Source organism: Legionella gratiana, from assembly GCF_001467695.1.
Classification (GTDB): Bacteria; Pseudomonadota; Gammaproteobacteria; order Legionellales; family Legionellaceae; genus Legionella; species Legionella gratiana.
The window spans coordinates 336,681-358,184 of record NZ_LNYE01000020.1 but is presented as its reverse complement, the minus strand read 5'-3'; the positions used below and the strand labels follow the sequence as shown (position 1 = coordinate 358,184).

The window sequence follows — 21,504 nt, the reverse complement described above, 5'->3', positions numbered from 1 at the left end:
GTAAGAGATGAAAAAGGCCAGTCATTCATTAACTGCCGAGCAAATTCAAGAATTAGAAGCGGCAATTACTAATGCTGAACACAACACCAGTGGTGAAATTGTTCCTGTGATTGCTACTTGTTCTGCTAATTATCACCATGCAAATATGATGGTAGGGTTTGTTTTTTCTTTAATTGCTTTTGCCGCATTATGGTGTATGACCGAAATGAAGCCTGGCTCTACGTGGAGTGACGATCATATTCTCTCAGTTGGTTTACCCATTTTTTTATTTACAGAAATGGCTTCTTTTATTTTAGGATTGTTTTTTGCGGAACTAATTCCCCATTTGAAATTATTTTTTATTTCGCAAAAAGAAATGCAGCAGGAGGTAACCCGTGCTGCACATCAAGCGTTCTTTAATTTACACGTTGCAAAAACACCCACGAGTACCGGTGTGGTGATCTATATATCTCTATTTGAACACATTGTTTGTGTACAAGGAGATACCGCCATCAGTGAAAAATTATCACAAGAAGATTGGCAACATATCAAAAATTTGGTGATTCATGACATTAAGAAAAATCAATTAGCGTACGGATTGAAAAAAGCAATTTTAGAAATGGGAGCATTGCTAGCAAAACATTTTCCTGCTACTTCTAATAATTCCAATGAATTACATAACAAAGTTTATTTGTTGGACTAAAATAATGTTTATTCAAAAGTTACAGTAGTTGTCGCTATCATCGAGCTATAAAGGTACTAAAAAAGCATATATTGAATGAATTCCGTGAGCCTATGGATATCAAAGAAAGTTTATCCCTCTAACCATTTTTCAATGAACAACCAATTCGCACAATTAGTGTGCTAAAGAATTCTGCATTCGTGAATGGAATAAAAACATAATGATGAATTAATATTAGAGAGTTATGATGTAATTATGCACAAATTAGTCATAAATTTGACTATATTGGTGTAAATAAACTTATGAAGATTAAGTTGAGGAGAAAAAAGTGAAGCAGAGTAAAGTAAGTTATAAAAATTGGTTTGTTAGCATTGCTTGCATGGGCGTATTGGCTTTAGTAAGTCAAAGTGCAGCTGCAGGTGGTGATATGAGCGTGGGAGGTATGGCATCACAAATTACATCATCATTTACAAATCTGACCAAACTAATAACCGCAGGTTCCTATTTGGCAGGGTTGGCGTTTTCTATTGGTGCAATTATGAAATTTAAACAGCATAAAGATAACCCCACCCAAATTCCTATAGGAACTCCAATTGCGTTAGTTTTTATCGCTGCGGCTTTATTGTTTCTGCCTTCCGTTTTAGGAGTTACTGGCACAACAATGTTCGGTTCAAGTGGTGGTCAAACTGCTGGTCCTAATGGTACGGTCTATGGTTCGAGTACCTAATTAACGTGAGTTCGACAGAACTATTTGTTTCATTCAATCGGATAGCCCTTCACCAAATCAAAGTGAAGGGCGTAGTGCTTTGTTACGGAGAATAAGATATATTAAGCGGTGCTGCATCCTTGCAGCGAAGCACATCCTATGTGCTGGTCCCTTAGTTGACATCCTGTCAGACAAATCCGTGTCATCCCTATGAAATACAGTATAGCCTTTTCACTGCTGTTGTCATTGCGTGAATAGAGCAACAGAATGTAAGAAATATCTCAAAGAGTAGAAGACATTGTCTTAGGTTGTTGTTGCGTTATACAGTGAATTCCACCGCCTCCCGCAAATACATCCAACGCATCAATTTGAGTAATCTGATAATTAGGGAATAGCTGAGTGAACAACTCATATGCTGCTTTATCCTGCTTTTCATATCCAAATGCAGGCATCACTATTCCTTTATTTGCTAAATAAAAATTAATATAGGATAAAGTGAGTCGTTCGCCGTTAAGATAAGTAGCGGGTGGTTGTTCTACCGTATAGACTTCAAGCTTGCGCCCTTTTGCATCGGTTGTGGTTTTAAGAATTTCAAAATTCTCATGTAAATTTACATAATTAGGATCTTCTTTATCCTGTGTCATAAGACATAACACTTTGCCCGGCGCAATAAAACAAGCGATCTCATCAATATGGCCGTCTGTTTCATCACCCAGTAACCCTTTATTGAGCCATATGATTTTTTGTCCTCCAAGAAAATCATACAGATAATTTTCAATTTGTTGTTGGCTCAATTGTGGATTACGATTTTCATTAAGTAAACATTCACGAGAAGTCAGAATAGTTCCCTCTCCATCGACATGAAAAGATCCACCTTCCATAACCAAAGGGGCACGAAAAGACAAAGCATGAGTTTGCCTTATAATTGTGGACGCAATTTGATTATCGAGTGCGCAATCCTGATAATTTCCTCCCCATGCATTATGAATCCAATCTACCCCCGCTAAGTGATGCTCTGGATGTAACAAAAAGGTGGGACCCGTGTCCCTAGTCCAGGAGTCATTGATAGGAAGAGAAAATAAATTAATACTATCCCCGCATAAGTCTTTAGCGGATTCTTCATCTCCTGGATTAACAAGCATAGTAACGGGTTCATATTGTGCTATGGCTTGCGCAACGCGTGCATAAGCTATGCGTGCTTTTTGTAACCCTATTTTAGACCAGGTTTCAAGGTGACAAGGCCAAGCCATCCAGCATCGTTCATGTGGATACCATTCAGCGGGCATAAAAAAGCCACTTTGTTTTGGTGTCATCTTATCTTCTCCGAATGTTTTCATCTAAATAAGTTAATTGAGAAAAAATACTTCTTAATTCATTTAAATAGAGTAGCGTTTTTTCTTTGGATAATTCTGCATGAATGAGTTGTTTCTCATAGGATTGAACCAATTTTTTAGTATCAAAATGAGCAAGATTAAGTACATTAGTTACTGTATCGCCACTGACTAAATCATTCAGTTCAAATTGCCCATCATCAAAGAGTTTGACATCCAAGGAATTGGTGTCACCAAATAAATTATGCAGATTGCCTAATATCTCCTGATAAGCGCCTACAAGAAAGAAACCTAAGGAATAAGGATTACTAGTGTCATAAAGAGGAAGCATTAAAGTGGAATTCACACAAGAGCTTCCTAAGTACTCTTTAATAGTACCGTCTGAATCACAGGTTAAATCTTGTAATACGCTGTGCATAGATGGGGTTTTTGTAAGCTGAGAAATAGGCGCTATAGGAAAAATTTGTCCTATAGCCCAGGCATCTGGAATGGATTGGAAAAATGAAATATTGCAGAAAACTTTAACTGCCATATCTTCATTGATTTTTGCTAATAAAGCCTCTTCTGTAGGAATTTCTAGATTAAGTCGCTCTTTGAGTTCCATGCAAATATTTGTATAGAATGCCTCAACTTTAGCTTTCTCTTGCAAACTAATTACTCCATGTTTAAACAAAGAATGAGCTTCATTTAAGGAGTGTTCTGCATAATTGTAGATTTCTATAGGTGAGCTATCGGTAATTGATTGATACGTATCATAAATATCGCGAATCACATGTGAGTCCTCACTCGTAATCTCCGGAAGAGTAGGCATCTTATGGATCATTTCTATATCGCTAATATCGGCAATTAAGACAGCATGATGCGCTGTTAGCGCTCGACCTGATTCAGAAATAATATTAGGCTCAGGAACATTGTATTCCTGGCATAAATATTGAATCGCTAAAAGAATGTGAGTGGCATATTCATGTAAACTGTAGTTCATCGAACAGCCATGATTAGAGTGCGTTCCTTCATAATCCACGCTGAGCCCACCACCCACATCAATAGTGTCTATTGGTGCATTCAATTGGCGTAATTCGACATAGTAGCGGGAAACTTCTTGCATGCAATGACGAATATCATGAATATTGGCGATTTGTGAACCCAGATGACAATGCATGAGCTGAAGACAGTCAAGCATATCATGGGTTTTTAATTGATTGATTAACTCAAGAACTTGTTTTGCATTGAGGCCAAACTTCGATTTGACCCCGCCCGTATGTTCCCATTTTCCTGCGCTTTTACTGATTAAGCGAATACGAACGCCAAGAGTTGGTTTTATTTTTAGGCGGGCAGATTCTTTTAAAATAATAGCAAGCTCAGAGATTTTTTCGACAACGATAAAGACTTTATGCCCCATTTGTTGGGCAATTAATGCAGTGCGTATGTAATAGCTGTCCTTATAGCCGTTACAGACTATCGTGCTGTGCTGATGATTACTGAGCATACCAATGACTGCCATGAGTTCAGGTTTTGAACCCGCCTCTAGACCTATAGTGTGACGGGGTGATTTTAATAGTTCCCTAACCACGCTTTGTTCTTGGTTTACTTTAATGGGATAAACAAGCTTATAATTCCCAGTATATTCATTTTCCTCTTTAGCCTGGGCAAAAGCTTCATAAATACGATGTACCCGATCATGTAAAATATCTGGACTACGAATAAGTAAGGGTAAGTGCAATCCTGCTCTGCTTGCTTCATTGACGATAGCTTGCAGTTCAACACCAGGTTTGCCTGGAGACTTACTAATTTCTATGTTTCCTTTGGCGTTAATACTGAAGTACCCCTCACCCCAGTTTTTAATATTATACAAATTTTCTTCAGATGGTGCGCTGATTTTCATAATGTCGATATTCCAAAGGGGTTAACGTGCTTTTACTAGTTCGTGATAGGTTTCAGGCTCGCGTTGTTGTCCAAAAGGAAATAATCTTCCCCACAATGCGCGTTGGCTAAAATCTAACTCGACGACTAATACCGCTGGTTTGTTACGTGGTGCTTGCGCCAAAATTTCACCCATAGGTGTACTAATAAAGCTGCTTCCATAAAATTCCAATCCATCTTCACAGCCAATTCGATTTGCTGCAATGATAAATGTATTACTCATAATTCCTTGAGCAACCATTACTTTTTGCCACATAGGTTGAGTATCGACATCTGGAGCGGTAGGTTCACCTCCGATCGCAGTGGGATAAACTAAAATTTCTGCTCCTTTTAAACCGTAAATTCGGGATAGCTCTGGGAACCATTGATCATAACACGTCGGTAACCCCCATTGATGGCCTGCGAGGTGATGTAAGGGATAATCCGAGTCTCCGGGTTTAAAGTAAAAGTTTTCATGGTATTTTTCCCCACTGGGAATATGCTGTTTTCGAGTTATTCCTAAAAGATCACCTTTATTGTCATAAGCTACAGCGGTATTGAAACCTGCTTTTTCAAAGAGAGAGGCGGTAATGCATATATTGTTTGCCTTCGCTAGTTTACTGACAAATTGCGCAGTAGGGCCGGTATGAATATCTTCCATAAATGGAGTTGGATCTACGTCTGGGCGAGTGCAAAAATAAGGACTTAAGGTAAGTTCTTGTAAACAAACAACGTTGGCTCCTCGTTGTGCTGCAGTAAGAATTCCGGCAGCCAGTTTGTCTTGATGCTCTTTGGGGTTTTCGTGCCATTTTTCTTGCACTAATGCAACTGTGAGTTTTTCGTGTGTCATTAAGTTACCTCTATAATTAAGGATCAAAGAAAAGAGCCCTTACTTTATTGTAAGGGCGATTGAGTTTTAAATTAGCAACTGAAAGAAGATTTTTCATGTTCTTCCTCAGATTTTTTATCATCTGTTTCATTACTCACCTTAGGCGTTTCATTAAAGAATTTTGGACTTACAGACGATCTTCGTGAATGGTGAAACATATGATGTGGCTTTGTGTCTTGAAATGAAACCTTCTTTTGTTCTACTTTTGGTCCCATTGCTTCGGCAATGAGTTTAAAGGGATTGGCTTCATCAAATACTTCAGTGTGAAGTAATTCCAATTGGTGTCTAATATTGACTTTACTATCAACAGATTTTAGTTTTTTACCAATTTGTTCTTCTTGTCCTTTTAATAAAGTTTGAAATATGCCTGGGAACATATTGTAAGCATCTTTATTAAAATCGCGACTTTCAAAAAACTGTTCTGGATTTTCTCCTAATAATATATCGATATTGTGACGTATGGCAAAAGCCGCTTTTGATTTTGTGGCAAAAGTACTGTGGGGGAAAGTAATCTCTATATTTCGAGCGAGTTTGCTGCGCGATCCTTCTGGTGTACAAAGCGCTAACCGTTCTGCAATTGCTTGTTCATTGCCTTTTAATACTTCTTTGGCGAGCTCGCTAAAATTATTAAAAATATCGGGGTTAAACTCTTCTAAAAATAAGGCCTGAGGTCTTTTATTTCTAGGATCGAGTAAAGTAAAAATCCTGTGCTTTACTTGATAAGCGTCAAACAGTACCGCATGAAACCCGTCGGCTTCAAAAATTCTCAATGCATCAATGTATCGGCCATATTGTTTAAATTTTGAATCAGGACAGGCTGCAATGATTTTTGTAGCAAGCGTCTTTTGTTCTTTTTCGCTTAACTGATTGAGTACTTTTGCATGTTCAGCTAATGCATCACCGTTGCTAAGTTGCTCATAGGGATTTTCTAGCTCAATGATTTCTTCATAAGTAAATGGCATTTAATCCTCCTTAAATTTAAAGATGGGAAAGGGGTACTAAACAACAATACAAAGGAGTCACCCCCGTACAAATCATTCGTATCATCTCCTTTGTCCTTTTCGGTGAACACCACCGAAATTTATTTTACTGCCATGATTTTTTAGAAAACTGTTCTGCATGTATTTTTTCTTTAGGCTTCAAGGTTAAATTGCAAATAGTAACGGATTAAAATTGAACTGTCATGAAATTAATCTAAAGTTTTACGAAAAAATGTCGAATTACTGATCAGATGCATGTTTTGCCTTTAATAAATACAATAACAATAAGGAGTGGGCAATGTCTAAAAATCATTTATTACAAGATCCTTTTTTAAATGAATTACGTAAAGAAAAGGTGCCTGTATCCATTTTTTTGGTAAATGGAATTAAGTTGCATGGAATCGTGGATTCTTTCGATCAGTATGTAGTGATGTTAAAGAATTCGATTACTCAAATGGTTTATAAGCACGCGATTTCTACGGTAGTTCCTTCACGTGCAATAAAAATGCTTGCAGACGATGAAGCTGGTGGAACTGAAGGAACGATCGCTGACTAGAAAAATAGTTCATTTATAGGTTGAATTTTGCTTGTATCTTTAGTTGTTAGACTCAGAAATTTTATTCTGAGTCTAACATGTGTTACAGAGCATATTAGGAGATCAAGGTTATTCAAGCATCTATTCCTGAAAATGGGCAAAGGAGTTGTATTGATCCATTCCAATATGGAATTTTATAGTCCAATAAATCATTATCAAATCCTAATGATTTAGTAATTTATCATGTAAAATTGCTCGGCACATTTATATGTATAAATTCTTTTCAAAAGTATCAGAAGTTCGTTAATACTCAATTTACATCAACACAATAAGGCTTAATTTTTTTATTCTGAGCTATCAAGAAAAAATGATAATTGATATGATAAATTAATAAAGACGTAGACAGCTCGCCCGGATTTATTGAGAATTAGGCATTAGAGTGATGCTTGTCATTTAAATTAAGGAGCAGTGGTTAGTGTTTGAACGTCCTCAAGGTGGTGAGCGAGCCGTGTTGGTACAATTAGCGTTACCAGGAATTGATGCAGGTAAAGCATTGCAAGAATTTGAAGAATTAGCACTTTCAGCCAATGCCGAAGTCTTAGATTGTGTTTTAGGTACTCGTGCAACCCCTGATGCTAAGTATTATATTGGTCAAGGCAAGGCTGAGGAAATTGCCCAAAAGGTTAAGGCTTATGATGCAGAATTGGTTCTTGTTAATCATGAATTATCTCCATCACAAGAAAGAAATTTAGAGCGCTTGTTGGGATGTCGGGTAGTTGATAGAAGTGGACTAATTCTCGATATTTTTGCACAACGGGCTCGAACTTTTGAAGGAAAGTTGCAAGTGGAGCTTGCTCAATTGCAACATTTATCAACCCGCTTGATTCGCGGATGGACCCATTTAGAACGACAAAAAGGAGGGATTGGACTCCGCGGACCAGGTGAAACGCAGTTGGAAACAGACCGTCGTTTATTGCGAGAACGCATTAAATACATTAATAAACGGTTGGAAAAAGTGCGAAGTAGCCGCGATCAAAATCGCCAGTCAAGACGAAAGGCCTCTTTACGTACGGTATCTTTGGTGGGTTATACCAATGCAGGTAAATCAACTTTATTTAATGCATTAACTGGAGAAAGTATTTATGTAGCGGATCAATTATTTGCTACTTTAGACCCAACTATGCGCCAACTTAATTTACCTGGATCTTCCTCAGTGATTTTGACGGATACAGTTGGATTTATTCGTGATTTACCCCATCAATTAGTGGAAGCATTTCGTGCTACTTTGGAGGAAACGCAACAAGCTGATTTATTACTCCATGTCATTGATATTTCTGATCCTCATTGGCGAGATACCGTTTTTTCAGTTCAGCAAGTTTTGGATGAGTTAGATGTTCATGATGTTCCAATAATCCAGGTATTCAACAAAATTGATTTAAAAGAAGGATACGAGCCTAAAGTTGATTATCAAGAAGAAAAATGTAAAGTTTGGATCTCTGCTGCATCAAATTTGGGATTGGATTTATTAAAAGAGGCAATTAGTACTCAATTACATGGTGAAATTTCTACTGAAGAAGTAGTACTTAAAGCGACCCAAGCAAAGTTACGGGCACAATTATACCAATTAGGTTCTGTTTTAAGCGAATCAATTAATGATGAGGGTGATTGGCTATTAAAAATTCGTATTACAAAGGCGCAAAAACAACGCCTGTTTGCCAATGAAAGCCCATAGTATGCTCTAGTTGATAAGTTTTGCATAGATGATGGAGCCACCAATTTTCCTTTGGCAAATATTATCGAGCAAACAACTATAACCATAATGCATCTTGTTAAAAAGCTCTTCTCCGAATTGTTTAATATAGCCCTCTCTTTTTTTATCAAACTCCGTTATAAAATGTTCGTACCATTTTTTTAATTTATCTGAGATATCCACCTGTTTCTTCATACACCATCCAGAAGTTTTTAATTTCGTTTCAATAGAAGAATCAATGGGGTAAAAATGAGGAGAGTTCTTTGACCAAACAAATGGATCATCGAGTGGATAATCGACGAATTGACGATAATCAAAAATAATTAAATTACAATCTCTTGCAGCAACATGAGACAAAGATGATAAACTTTCTTCCTGTTTCGAAAAACAGAAAAAGGAGCAAAATAAATAAATAATTTGAAATTTTTTATCTTGAAAAAAATTATGAGATTGTGATGCATCGCATTTAAAAAAGGAACTCTCTGGATAATGTTTTCTAGCATAATCCAATACTTCTTGATCAATATCGATCCCTGTGACTTTTCCCCATCCATTTTGTTGGATATAAGAAGCTGTTCCACCTAATCCACATCCTACATCAAGTAATAATTGCTTTGGGTTCTTAATGATTGGATTCATAGTATAGTGTATCGCTTCGATTTCTCCTGGATGAGAAAAATCGCCTCCTCTTAAATAAGCTTGAGCTAATTTTGATATACTCACACATTATCTCCTTATTTCTTAGTGTCCTCAATGCCTCTGAAAGAAGCGAACAATTTAATCGAATCTAAATTGTTCTAGGCTTATTGTAATCCATTTTCTTTCATTCAAGTATCGCTTACAAATTTTGACATGTAATTTCGAATGGAATCAGGAAAAATTACCAAGCATTTTTGATCTTTTTTTAAATGTTTAGCTGCTTTTAAAGCGGCCCACATTACAGCGCTCTAAAATAATTTGTTTCTCATAACTTATTTTAGCCGGCATGGTCACAATAACTTTATAACCCATTACAATACCTGCTAGAGCTATGCCAATACCTGTATTGCCAGAACTAGGTTCAATTAAAGTATCACCTGGCTTAATTTCTCCCCTAGCTTGAGCATGTTTGACCATCTCATATCCAACTCGATCTTTGAATGAACCTCCAGGGTTTAAAAATTCACATTTTGCATAGAGATCACAACACAGTCTTGAGCTAAGACGATTAATTTTTACAATGGGGGTCCGTCCAATTGCTCCTAGAATATTTGGATATATCCTAGGTGTCCTTTTTAGAAATTAAGAGGTATGGATATTTGTAAGTATATACTCAACGCCAATAAGTTTTTGGCCCACTCTGAGCAATAGAGGAAGTCATCTATAAACTGAGTATGAACGAAGTGTTGGATATGTCCCCTATAGGGTATATCCTTCAATTTATATGATTAATATTCGACTTTCTGTGTTTATTTTAACGTGAGTTCGATATAAAAAATAAATGCAATTTTTTATATCGAACTGATTTTATTTAGAATTTAATCCCATAACATTGCTTATCTCACCGCTTTGTTCCATGTGATCGGTTTCTGTTTTTATTAATTTCAGTTGCTCTTTAAAGTCCGGTACTTTAGTGCTTATTGAGTCATCAGGAATATTAAAAACAGGTTCTTTATTTATGGTGGTGCAAATCCTATTAATGAATTCTTTAAATCCAGTGCTAATAGAGGTCATTTGTGATTCTAATGCACTTATTTCGGGGAGTGATTCTTCGTTAGCGGCAGGTTTAATCAAGCCAATATTACCCAGTTTGGGGATAATTGCTGGTGGTTTTGATTGATCAAGTCCAAAGTTTTGTAGTTCTTCTAATAAATTAGAAGCATATCTCTTTTCATTTTTAAGTATAGGGATCTCTTGTGTTGTTAAGCTTCTTTGTTCATTCAATTGCGTTTTGCAGGATAGGGCTGTTTGCAGCATAATGCTTAAAAATAGTTTCTCATTTTTATCTTCAGTTCCAGCGATTTTCATTTTTGTGAGCACAATTAAGTTTTTTAACTCATCTGGATGGATATCCTTTTCTATAACAAAACTAAGCGTTTCACCTTGAGCCTCTTCTTGGAGTCGGTTAATCCGTTGTAATTGGAGCTCTAGTTTATTGTGAGCCTTTTGCCTAAGACTTAATTCTTTTTTATTTTGCTTTAGCTCTTCTTCATAACGAGACTCTTCTATTTTTCCACTTTTGAAGAGTCTCTTTAAACCAATATTAATATCATAATTGGTATCGACGATGATCTGAGTATTGAGTGTCATTATTCTTTGAAGATTATCCATTTTTGGTTTAACGACATTAATGACATCTTCTGGAGACATAGTAGCTAAGTAAGGCATTTTAAACTCCTTGTATGTTTTGGGTTTTTATTTTTTCATCGGAGCTCTTCATTGGCTTAAGGATTTGTCATTTTAGCGACAGCGGAAATCCATTTCTATTGGAGCATTGTGCCTACATCAAAATGGGTCACCGTTTTCGCAAGGACGACGACAAGCTCTTTAAGTCAAAAGTAGTGAGCCTGACGAGGGACAAAAGCTTGTTCAGCAATGGATTAAGTTTTTTCTATCGCTGAGTCTAAAGTTTTTATATCTTGCCCACCATACAGTGTATTAACGAGCTTGCCTTCTGGATTGATGATAAAAGTGACAGGAACGCCGATAATGTCTCCTAAACCTAATGCGAATGCAGGATTAAATGCTAGCGAAGGATAGAGGATATTGAATTTTTTGATGAGCTTTTTTTGTTTATGTAAGGGTAATTCGTCATAATTTACGGCAAATAATGCAACAGGATCTTTTTCATGTTTGTGATAAAAGCGATTGAGTTCAGGAATTTCATCAATACACGTTTTACACCAGCCTGCCCAGTAATTAATAAGAACCCATTTCCCTTTTAAAGATGAAAATGAAATGGTGTTCCCTTGAATGTCTTTAAGCTGCACATCTGCTTGGCATATTGATGATACGGCCATTAAAATTAAAACAGCAAAAAAAGATTTTATTTTTGTATTCATAGCTAACTCATGTGTGCAAAAGATAGGGTAACAATAAAAAATATATTTTTTTGCACTATATCAGAGAAATGCTATGATGGCTGCAATTTAAAAAAAATAGAAATCTCTCATGGCAAAACTCTATTTTTATTTTGCAGCGATGAATGCAGGAAAAAGTACGGTACTTTTGCAATCCAGTTATAACTACCGAGAACGAGGCATGCAAACCTTGTTATTTACGCCTGCTATAGATAATCGTTATCAACAAGGAGTAGTGCATTCTCGTATTGGATTGTCTGAAGAGGCTTTAATTTTTAATGCAAACGATGATCTGTACCAGAAATTGGTTAAACAATGCCAAAAATATGCGTGTATTTTGGTTGATGAAGCACAGTTTTTAACAAGAGCTCAAGTACATCAATTAACAGAAATTACTGATCAATTGGAAATCCCCGTTCTTGCTTATGGCTTACGTACCGATTTTCGTGGTGAATTATTTGAAGGCAGCCAGTATCTCTTAGCATGGGCTGACGAACTTGTTGAGCTTAAAACGATCTGTCATTGCGGTCGCAAGGCAACGATGATCTTACGATTAAGTGCACAAGGACAGGTTATTACCGAAGGCGATCAGGTCGTGATTGGGGGTAATGATATGTATTCATCGACATGTCGTAAGCATTTTAAAAAACGAGATCCAGGCATTACTAGTAGTATTGTCTATACTAAAAATGATATAGGCATAGATTGTTGAAGCTGTGAAGGCTTTTAATCTACGTACATTGTAGAACATCGTGAATTTTATTCTTGATGTAGTATAGATAAGGTATTATGAGATGAAACGCGAAAAACTTATTGAATTTTTAGTGCACCAATTTGCAGAAAATATAAAAAATGCTCCCGATCAAACTTTAAAGGACATTAAGTCTGGTAAGTTGGTGATTAGTTTAACACCTTCATTCGATAAAGAGTCAGGTGGGAGACTGAGTTACAGTAGCGAACGGCTTATAAAAATTTAGATTTGATCCGACACTCGCAGTTAAATAAATGAACGTTCGTTTGGCTTCTTCAGCATTATTCAATGGTATAGGCTATACTAAAACTGATATAGGTATAGATTGTTGAAGCTGCGAAGGCTTTTAATCTATTAGTTGTCCGTTGTAGAACATCATGAATTTATTCTTGATGCAGTATAGATAAGGTATGATGAGATGAAACGTGAAAAGCTTATTGAATTTTTAGTGCACCAATTTGCAGAAAATATAAAAAATGCCCCCGATCAAACTTTAAAGGACATTAAGTCTGGTAAATTGGTGATTAGTTTAACACCTTCATTAGATAAAGAGTCTGGAGGTAGAATTGCTGCTTACAGTAAAACACGGCTCTTGTAGCAGGTTTTAACTCCTAAACTCCGTAATTTTTAAAATTTTAATAGGGCGCTTAGGTTCTGCGCCCTTAGAGGATTAAGTAAATAACGACAAAAAGTTGACTTCAAGGATCAAAAGGATAGTGTGAGATTAAATTCTCGCTCCTCTAGTGTTTCATTATCCTTTCTTGTTTCCTCAACTTCTTGAATAGGTTGATTTGAATTTGCTTCTTGCTCTTGAGATTGCATCGTTTTTAGTGTTGGTTTTGGGGTAGGTGGCATTAACTGAAACATTTTTTGAGTGCTCTCAATAGGTTCAATGACTTTTTGCTCTGATTTGGGCAATGTCGGTGATTGTTCTTGATAGTTCATTCCGCGGTTACATCGTACCTTTTGCAGCACATCCCAGTTTTCTTCCCAACCAGTGGCAAAGCCATATTTTTCTTTAAACCACCTAAGCCCATGGTCTAATTGAAAATTCGGTTTCATTAATGCCTCAGCGAGGATATGTCCGTTGCCATCAGGATCTGGGCCCTTTGCAAAATATACGGTTGCTTTTCTTTCTTTTAAATCATCACTTAAATCGATTGCAACCCATCCTCTCCACGGTCCCATATCGCTTGTCTTAAACGCAGTAAGAGGTTTACCCTGTTCATCTAGTTCAAGTTGAAATCCCAAACATTCAGCCACGTAGTTTAAATCCCTTTGATCGGACACAGTCTCTTTCGCCCAGGGATCCTGTGTCATACGAATTCGCTCATTAAAAGCATATTGTAATTTTTTATCATTCATCCATGCTTGCACAAAAAGCGCATAATCTTGAGCAGTAGTCGTTAAGCTATTAGCGGCACATGGTTGTTCACCAAAACTGCTATGGTCCATGTGTAAGGGATCGAACACATATTTATGAGCAAGTACTTCAAGGTTTTCCGGTTCGTGAAGTTTTTCAATTACTTTTTGCAAATAAAATAAGGGGAGCCCTGAATATCGATAATATTCTTGTCCCGGTTCAAATTGATGATTCACTTGATTTGTTCGGCTTAAATCAAAGCCAGTTTTATGAGAGAGAATCATGGCAGGGGTAAATGCATTAATACGTGAAATATCCTCTTCATTAATTTCTTCATCATTGTTCCATTTAAAACCATGTTCTTCACAAAAAGCCTTAAAAGGCAAAATGTTATTGAGACCATTCATATCTAAAGAGAGTTTTCCAGCGTCTATGAGCTTTAATACAAGGTAAGTAAATACGGGTTTGCTCAGTGATGCAGCTCCGAAAACAGTGTCTACGGCTACATCTCCATAGCCATGGGTTATAGGCGAGCCATTGCCTATCACTGTAGCCACACTTACTTGCGATATCATGGCTTCCCTCCTAATTTTTTCTACATCAGATTGCGGCTTAGAGGTCAATGAACTTAAGTCAACAAGTGAAGTTGCTAATTTGATAATTTTTTCTTTCATGTATGTTTCCTGGGTGTTACTGTTCAATGCGTTGATAAATTCATTATACTGAAACACAAATCATTAATTGTATAATACTTGTATCAATTGGCCTTATTTTGTCACAAAACTGGGTGAAAGAATTATTGATATATTCGGTAATCGTAGATAATCTGTATTATTAATAATGAGAAATCATTCAGCGTGGATTGAAAAACAAAAACCTGGTTCTCCATTATCCTGCTTAGAAGATTGATAGAATCCAACTTTGGTATAAGAAAAATGAATCAAAAGCGATTACACTATTTTATTGGCGGCTTGCTATTCCTTGCTTCTTTTATGCTGCAAGCAAGCACAAGCAATACAGTTGCAAAACCAACATTCTCTATCGTTGCTATAAAAAAAGCGCCTAATAGACTACTTGCCAATGAGATAAGTTCTGCGCAGTATCAGGTTACCAATAACACCAAAATAACTCGATTACTTACTATGGCTCCAATTCGTGGAGTGACGCAACTAACAGGCGATGGATTATGCAGTAATCCTTTTTTACTCGCTCCCAAAAAGTCTTGTCTGCTCACTCTGCAATTAAATGCAGGTCTTATGAAATCCACACATACTGGACCAGTGATTTGTAAAACCAAAGGCGAAGGAGATAATAGTCCGAGTTCATTTCTCTGTTCTCGACCCAGTTTCCAGGATCAATTGAGTGTCCATATTGCTCCTTGTTTCCCGGGCCGATGTTTACCTGATACGACAGCTGCTCAATTACGTGCAATGACGAAGCATATAAAACAACAATATGGGGTTCCTGGGATCGTATCTGGCGTCTGGATTGGCGGACAGGGGCAACTAATTATAGAAGAAGGGGTCGCGGATTTGGCAACTTTAAGACCGATAAGCCGCGCCGATCATTTCCGAATAGGCAGTATCACTAAATCATTTACTGTGACAGTCATGTTGCAATTAATTGAAGAAGGATTACTGCAATTAACCACTCCTTTAAGTCAATTTATACCTGGTCTGCAAAATGATAATTCAACCATGGCACAACTTGCTGAAATGACCAGTGGTATATTTAATTATACGGAAGATCCTAATTTTGTGAATGAGTTTGTCAGTGATTTAACACGAATCTGGTTGCCCATGGAGCTTGTTTCAATTGCAAATACTAATCTTCCTTATTTTTCTCCCGGAGCTAATTGGCATTATTCCAATACGAACACTGTGATTTTAGGGATAATTATTGAAATGGTGACGAATCGTCCAATAGCGAATGAAATTACCCAGCGTTTACTTCTGCCACTTAAATTATCGAATACGTTTTATCTAAATACACTCCCTATCCCTGAGCCTTTTGCTCATGGTTATGGCTTTAATCCACTTGAAGATCTTACTAATACCAGCCCTACAGGCGCAGCCGCTTCAGGTGCAATGATTTCACGTCTGGAAGATTTACACGTTTGGGGCGTTGCTTTAGGAAAAGGTCTATTGTTGACCCCGGCGATGCAATCGATACGCCTAGGTAGTTTGATGCCTATTGTGTTTTCACCCTGTGCCGATACTGTTCCTGGACGAGGACCAGTTAATTGCCCTGAATACGATAAGTATGGGATGGGTATTGGGGAAATTGATGAATGGATTGGACATACCGGTGAATTTGTAGGGTATACCTCATTGGTGATGTATCATCCTCAAACCGATTCAACTATTGTTATTCTTATGAATCTATTTGGCCAAGGCCAGCATTTGCCTACAACGCTGTTTCAAGAATATTTAACTGTTTTGTAAGAGCAAATATAGATCGAATTGCCTAGCACTTAAGGAGTTTCATGCCGTACACTTGTCCAAATCTGAGGGTAAAGTAGTACTACAATAATATTAATCCTCATCGAAATGGAAACTATGAAAGCAAACATCCTGTTGGTTGAAGATAACCTCAAATTAGTCAAGTATTTAAAAAAAATGCTTACTGATGAGGGGTATGATATTGCTACAGAGTCTCGAGGTGATAGCGCTGTCTACCGTATTATTAGAGAGCAACCCGATTTAGTGATTCTTGACATCATGCTGCCAGGAATGAATGGGGAGCAGATTTGTGAAACAGTACGTGATGAATATCACGGTAAGATATTGATGTTAACTGCTTTGAACACAGCGCAAAACGAGGTAACTAGCCTTAAACTTGGAGCGGATGACTATATAACTAAGCCCGTTAAAGAAGAGGTATTAAAAGCACGAATAGTTGCGCTTTTAAGAAGACCAAATTTAATTGTAGCTCCTAAAAAAATTCAATTTGATAATTTATTTATTGATTTAATCAAAAAAAGCGTAAGTTATTCTGGGAAACTTATTGATTTAAGTCCAAGTGAATATGAACTACTGACTCTATTAGCAAAGAATGCTGATACTGTTTTGAGTCGAGATAATATTGCTTATGCGCTACGTGGCAGAGAATACGATGGGGTAGACCGAAGTATTGACCTTAAGATCTCACGATTAAGAAAGATATTGGGCGATAATGTCGATCATCCTTATCGAATTAAAACGATTTATGGTAAAGGATATCTATTTTTATCGGATTCATGGAACGATAAATAATGAAATTATACTTAAAAACAATTTTCGTCTCCTTGTTAATCCTTTTTATTATTCTTTTAGGTTTTTATCTATCCTTTACGCACTCAATACGAATAATGTCTCAAAAAACTCAGGACATTTTAGGAGTAGGTAATTTTTCCGTGCTAGAGCAAATACTACTAAAGTCAAACGAGTCAAATAAATCTGTTGCGACATTCGCTACAGCAGCGTTTCGAAATAGGTCTAATGAGGAGTTAAAAAAGTTATTTTCACACAATCAGAATATTGCGCAAGTTGTTGATCTGAATTCCCTACATTTCTCAGATACAGAAAAAGAACAATTGCTGGCAGGTAAAATTGTTTATAAAGATGCAAAAAATCTGATGTTTTTGACGTATAGTATTCATGATGTTTATGCCTACAAACGGATTAACAAGAGTTCTTCTGTTTTAAAAGTACGGATGGGGGCATCAATCAATGATATGGTTCAAGGTGCAACCTATTTGATGCGAACTCTTATTTTAAGCACATTAACGACTATCCCAATGAGCAAATGGGAGGAGGCAGTAGATAAGCTCCAGCATCAGTATCAAATTCCTTTAAAACTCACATCAGTTCATAATAAAAATAGTTCTTATATAGCAAGAAACAAGTTAATACATAATGATGTAGTTTATGATATTCCATCTGGTGAAAATCCTATAACAACAGTTTATTTTAAAATTCCTGATAGTGATAAAATAATAACTGTGGGGCCATTAAACTATCCCTATTTTTCACTTCGATTATCTGAGATTCAACTATATTTTGTTATAACGATAACTTTTTTGACTGTTTTTGCTGTGGTGCTTCTCACCTGGTTATTTAGTAGAAACAGCGCAAAAATATATAAATTAACGCAGGAATATAGCCAAGGTCACTTTAATTATGATGTGAACCTAAATCGCTTTTCAACCTTAAGAGGCGTTTATGAAAATGTTGTTGCTATGGGTAACAAAATAAATGAACTCATGCAGTCACAACAAAATATGGCTCGATTTGTCGCCCATGAAATTCGCACGCCTTTATATACCATACAATTAGCTCTTGATTCTTTAAAAAAATTAAAAACTCAGTCCAGTGAAGAACAAGAACACTTTGAAAGCATCGAAGAAGATGCGCAAGAATTGAATAGGTTGGTCAGCACTTTTTTACTATACTCACAAAGCGCCACAAACGAACTTAAAATAAACAAGGAGCAGCTTAATTTACGTCAATGGCTGGAGAATTTGTTAAAAAATCATCAATCTTATGGAATAAAGGTATTATTTAATTACCAACAAAATGATAATGAATTTATATTATTTGATCCTAAATTGTTGTACCACGCAGTAAATAATCTCATTAGTAATGCGCTTAAATACGCCCATAAAGAGATACGAGTAAGTTTGGAATATCAAAATAAATCAGCGACGATCCGCGTAGATGATGATGGCCCAGGAGTACGTAAACGAGATAGAGAAAAAATTGTTGAGCCATTTACAACATTAAATTCAAGTGACACTACAGGAAAACATATTGGACTTGGTTTATCGATTACGAAATCCATAGTGAGTTTGCATGGTGGGATGCTTTCAATAGAGGATTCGAAAATATTAAATGGAGCGAGCTTTAGTATTATCTTAGAAAAAGCAGTTGGGTCCTACTATGCGAGCTAAGAGCACTGAACCTACCGTATTTTTAGCTTGCTCGTTACGGACCCAACTGCTTTTTCTAGGATTATTTTGCAAGAATCAAAGGTAATTAATTTTAGTATGTAAATTCAAATTTTTGGTTATTTTGGACTATGCTATAGAAAAGGATTAGGAAATTAGAGTCATTGCCAACATGGAGTGTATTCATGCGCGAAATTAAAGTAGAGCGATTAATTAAAGGCATTCTAGTGCGCGAGGGCGCCGGTGTAAAATTACACCGCTATATTGGTATAGAACAAACCAATGATTTTGAGCCTCTGCTCTTGCTTGATTATTTCAATAGTGCTGATCCATTGGACTACATGGCAGGATTTCCCGCTCATCCTCATCGTGGTTTCGAAACGATTACTTATTTGCTTGATGGCAGTATTACTCATGAAGACAATAAAGGCCATAAAGGAGTTATTAGTGCGGGAGATGTTCAGTGGATGACTGCTGGAAAAGGAATTGTTCATTCAGAAATGCCTTCAGCTAATGGTCGATTACATGGTTTGCAGCTATGGTTGAACTTACCTGCAGTAGAAAAAATGAAACCAGCACGGTATCAAGAAATGTTAAGCGGGCAATTGCCCGTGGAAACAAATGATTCTGGAGCTCAAATTAAGGTCATTGCCGGTCAAACGGATAGGGGTACAAGTTCACCAATTAGTGGCATTGCAACAGATCCTTTATTTTTTGATATTATTTTGCCTCCTGGGGCGAGTATGCGACAACATATTCCTAATGATTACCAGGCTATTCTTCTTGTTATCTCAGGAACCGTTCATATTGACGAACAATTGGTTCAACACGATACTTTGGCAAAGTTGGGTTCAGGTGAGGTTTTATTTTTAAGAGGAGAGACCGCCTGTCAATGTATCATGATTGCAGCTGCTCGAATTCATGAACCTATAATGCGACATGGACCTTTTGTGATGAATAACCAGGAAGAAATAATACAGGCCATGGATGATTTTCGCAGTGGAAGATTCTAAGTCTGATTCAACCTAGAAAAAACATCTTCAGCATCTTTAACTCGCTCGCTACGGCACCAACTACTTTTTCTAGGTTCAATGCAGATAATCTCGAAGTAGGATTTTCAGAAATTTGGTCTAAAATTGAATTATTAGGGATTATTATACGGATAGATGCAAGTGAATAGGAGTAACGCCTATGCACCCAAGAAAAGAGCAGTCTGCCAGAGAGATTTATGAAATTGTAGATCAATATTGCGAAGCAAATATACATGCAAAGTATCACACAATTTCTGCCATATCTTTTGTTCTAGGTATTTCAGATACTGATGCTCAGAAATTAATTAATAAAATTGTGATTGCATTACCCGATTGTTTTTTTTATTTGGCAAAACCTGAACGGATTAATGAGATGGTTAATTTTATTGCCCAGCAGTACTTACTTTTTCAAGCCCAAGAAAACATTAATGATGAGCTATTCCCTAGCTTGCTTATTAATTTTGTTAACAATTTAGTAGAAGAAATTATGCTTCGTTATTACTCATTTGTTGAATCAGGTGATTTATGAAAAGAGAAGAGATAATTCAGGCAATAGGGCTTAGTAGCGATGATTTGGATAGCCTATGTTTATTGGATAGGGCAATTACCTCTGAGCAACAGGATGAGTTAATTGCTGAGGAAAAGAATCAAGCTATTGCTTTTTTAGAAAAATCGATAGGCAATATGGAATTAAACAAACAACTACTGGAGTTGGGAAAATTAGAACAACAAGATACAGGAATCAGTTTTAATGTGAACCGTATAGTACGGCATTTAACATTTAAGTCGAGACACTGGCAGAAACTTCGTTTTAGCCAATATGAGCATATAACTTTAGCGAAACGCGGGATTTTATTTGATCTTGCATCTCTTGTATCTGATTTGGCGATATTTGAACGTATGGGGTTATTAATCGATACTTCTTCTTTGTCCCAAATTTATATGGATGCTAAGAAGGCATCAGAAGAAGGTTTTTCTAAAGAACTTACTGCTTCTTCTGATATGGTTTTTGAAATTAAAGCGATGAAAGGTGCGCCCATGGTACCACGTATGAATTATCGAAAAGATGAGTTTGTTTTAACAGAGTTTCTGTATAGCGAAGTATATAAAATTAAGTTGGATAAATTGATTGAAGATGATGAAACAAAAAGGTACTTAAAAAAACATTTGGGTGATAATTGGTTGCAACAATTAGAAAGGAAGTTTAGTGCGATTCAACGTGAAATCCACGATGCTGAATTAATTGGACCTATTCATCATGTAAGTATTCAGCAAGGATCGTCCGCTGAGAAACATTTTCATTCTGAAGAGAAAAACCCTGCTACGCTTATTTGTTCTCCATTTGTAGGTATGTGTACGGTTAAGGTGATCAAGAAGTTAAATGCTCAGATTACACAGGAGCTAAAAAATAAAGGGGTACAAGAAATACCCCCACTTTTACTGCAATTACCTATTAACGAAAAACTAAAGGCATTATCTCCCGCAGATTTTCTTGATGCATTAGATAAATGTAATGCTTTAGAGCGATTGCCTGGAACTACTTAACGTCAATTCGATATAAAAAATAAAGTGATACTGGATCCCGTATAAATGCTGCGCATTCCCGCTTTTACTCTGAATCG

21 protein-coding genes and 1 pseudogene are annotated in these 21,504 nt (G+C 36.6%); 13 read left to right on the top strand and 9 right to left on the bottom strand.

All coding sequences use genetic code 11. From position 1 onward, the window contains the following. Positions 1-7 precede the first annotated feature (7 nt). Both Lgra_RS06380 and Lgra_RS06375 read left to right on the top strand, forming a co-directional pair. Entirely contained in the window at positions 8-682 is a 675-nt protein-coding gene (locus Lgra_RS06380) for a TPM domain-containing protein (protein WP_058498423.1), read from the top strand. Between the two features lie 358 nt (positions 683-1,040). Then, a complete protein-coding gene (locus Lgra_RS06375) occupies positions 1,041-1,388 on the top strand; it encodes a hypothetical protein (RefSeq protein WP_058498714.1) in 348 nt (115 codons plus the stop codon). 260 nt (positions 1,389-1,648) lie between these two features. Here the strand turns inward: Lgra_RS06375 and Lgra_RS06370 are convergent, their stop codons facing one another. From Lgra_RS06370 to Lgra_RS06355, 4 genes are all read right to left on the bottom strand, one after another. Next, entirely contained in the window at positions 1,649-2,680 is a 1,032-nt protein-coding gene (locus tag Lgra_RS06370) for an agmatine deiminase family protein (protein WP_058498422.1), read from the bottom strand. A 1-nt stretch (position 2,681) separates the two neighbouring features. Beyond that, complete coding sequence (speA, locus tag Lgra_RS06365) at positions 2,682-4,580, bottom strand: biosynthetic arginine decarboxylase (RefSeq protein WP_058498421.1); 1,899 nt, start codon at positions 4,578-4,580, stop codon at positions 2,682-2,684. 21 nt (positions 4,581-4,601) lie between these two features. Then, complete coding sequence (locus Lgra_RS06360) at positions 4,602-5,447, bottom strand: carbon-nitrogen hydrolase (protein ID WP_058498420.1); 846 nt, start codon at positions 5,445-5,447, stop codon at positions 4,602-4,604. A gap of 71 nt (positions 5,448-5,518) precedes the next feature. Next, on the bottom strand, positions 5,519-6,448 hold the full coding sequence (locus Lgra_RS06355) for a lpg0008 family Dot/Icm T4SS effector (protein WP_058498419.1): 930 nt from the start codon (positions 6,446-6,448) through the stop codon (positions 5,519-5,521). Positions 6,449-6,764: 316 nt separating this feature from the next. On the opposite strand from Lgra_RS06355, the gene hfq reads away from it, so the two are divergent. Together hfq and hflX are read left to right on the top strand one after the other, a co-directional pair. After that, on the top strand, positions 6,765-7,022 hold the full coding sequence (gene hfq, locus Lgra_RS06350) for an RNA chaperone Hfq (protein WP_058498418.1): 258 nt from the start codon (positions 6,765-6,767) through the stop codon (positions 7,020-7,022). A 454-nt stretch (positions 7,023-7,476) separates the two neighbouring features. Continuing rightward, the gene (gene hflX / locus Lgra_RS06345; protein WP_058498417.1) at positions 7,477-8,733 is read left to right on the top strand and encodes a ribosome rescue GTPase HflX; all 1,257 of its coding nucleotides are present in this window, start codon (positions 7,477-7,479) and stop codon (positions 8,731-8,733) included. A 6-nt stretch (positions 8,734-8,739) separates the two neighbouring features. On the opposite strand, the gene Lgra_RS06340 is transcribed toward hflX, so the two are convergent. From Lgra_RS06340 to Lgra_RS06325, 4 genes and pseudogenes are all read right to left on the bottom strand, one after another. Beyond that, complete coding sequence (locus tag Lgra_RS06340) at positions 8,740-9,474, bottom strand: class I SAM-dependent methyltransferase (RefSeq protein ID WP_058498416.1); 735 nt, start codon at positions 9,472-9,474, stop codon at positions 8,740-8,742. Positions 9,475-9,693: 219 nt separating this feature from the next. Further along, positions 9,694-10,011 (bottom strand): annotated as a pseudogene (locus tag Lgra_RS06335) (pyridoxal-phosphate dependent enzyme); the annotation flags it as partial. Between the two features lie 246 nt (positions 10,012-10,257). Next, entirely contained in the window at positions 10,258-11,118 is an 861-nt protein-coding gene (locus tag Lgra_RS06330) for a hypothetical protein (protein ID WP_058498415.1), read from the bottom strand. Positions 11,119-11,330: 212 nt separating this feature from the next. After that, positions 11,331-11,792 (bottom strand): TlpA disulfide reductase family protein, encoded by a 462-nt coding sequence (locus Lgra_RS06325; protein WP_058498414.1) that lies wholly within the window; start codon positions 11,790-11,792, stop codon positions 11,331-11,333. A gap of 109 nt (positions 11,793-11,901) precedes the next feature. Here Lgra_RS06325 and Lgra_RS06320 point away from each other — a divergent pair, with 109 nt between their 5' ends. The 3 genes from Lgra_RS06320 to Lgra_RS06310 all read left to right on the top strand — a co-directional run bounded on the left by Lgra_RS06320 (position 11,902) and on the right by Lgra_RS06310 (position 13,159). Beyond that, complete coding sequence (locus tag Lgra_RS06320; protein WP_058498413.1) at positions 11,902-12,522, top strand: thymidine kinase; 621 nt, start codon at positions 11,902-11,904, stop codon at positions 12,520-12,522. A gap of 82 nt (positions 12,523-12,604) precedes the next feature. Beyond that, the gene (locus tag Lgra_RS06315; RefSeq protein WP_058498412.1) at positions 12,605-12,787 is read left to right on the top strand and encodes a hypothetical protein; all 183 of its coding nucleotides are present in this window, start codon (positions 12,605-12,607) and stop codon (positions 12,785-12,787) included. A 192-nt stretch (positions 12,788-12,979) separates the two neighbouring features. Next, positions 12,980-13,159, top strand: a complete 180-nt coding sequence (locus Lgra_RS06310) for a hypothetical protein (RefSeq protein WP_058498411.1) — start codon at positions 12,980-12,982, stop codon at positions 13,157-13,159. Positions 13,160-13,266: 107 nt separating this feature from the next. On the opposite strand, the gene Lgra_RS06305 is transcribed toward Lgra_RS06310, so the two are convergent. Further along, positions 13,267-14,598: a serine hydrolase domain-containing protein gene (locus tag Lgra_RS06305; protein WP_058498410.1), complete on the bottom strand. Its 1,332-nt coding sequence runs from the start codon at positions 14,596-14,598 to the stop codon at positions 13,267-13,269. 261 nt (positions 14,599-14,859) lie between these two features. On the opposite strand from Lgra_RS06305, the gene Lgra_RS06300 reads away from it, so the two are divergent. The 6 genes from Lgra_RS06300 (at position 14,860) to Lgra_RS06275 (ending at position 21,427) form a co-directional block, all read left to right on the top strand. Further along, positions 14,860-16,368 (top strand): serine hydrolase domain-containing protein, encoded by a 1,509-nt coding sequence (locus Lgra_RS06300; RefSeq protein WP_058498409.1) that lies wholly within the window; start codon positions 14,860-14,862, stop codon positions 16,366-16,368. A gap of 114 nt (positions 16,369-16,482) precedes the next feature. After that, complete coding sequence (locus Lgra_RS06295) at positions 16,483-17,178, top strand: response regulator (protein WP_058498408.1); 696 nt, start codon at positions 16,483-16,485, stop codon at positions 17,176-17,178. Continuing rightward, complete coding sequence (locus tag Lgra_RS06290) at positions 17,178-18,854, top strand: sensor histidine kinase (RefSeq protein ID WP_058498407.1); 1,677 nt, start codon at positions 17,178-17,180, stop codon at positions 18,852-18,854. Before Lgra_RS06295 ends, Lgra_RS06290 begins: the two co-directional genes overlap by 1 nt. A 182-nt stretch (positions 18,855-19,036) precedes the next feature. Next, the gene (locus Lgra_RS06285; protein ID WP_058498406.1) at positions 19,037-19,864 is read left to right on the top strand and encodes a pirin family protein; all 828 of its coding nucleotides are present in this window, start codon (positions 19,037-19,039) and stop codon (positions 19,862-19,864) included. Positions 19,865-20,042: 178 nt separating this feature from the next. Beyond that, a complete protein-coding gene (locus Lgra_RS06280) occupies positions 20,043-20,411 on the top strand; it encodes a hypothetical protein (RefSeq protein WP_058498405.1) in 369 nt (122 codons plus the stop codon). Beyond that, positions 20,408-21,427, top strand: coding sequence for a hypothetical protein (locus Lgra_RS06275; RefSeq protein WP_058498404.1), 1,020 nt, complete (start codon positions 20,408-20,410; stop codon positions 21,425-21,427). Before Lgra_RS06280 ends, Lgra_RS06275 begins: the two co-directional genes overlap by 4 nt. Positions 21,428-21,504: the final 77 nt, after the last annotated feature.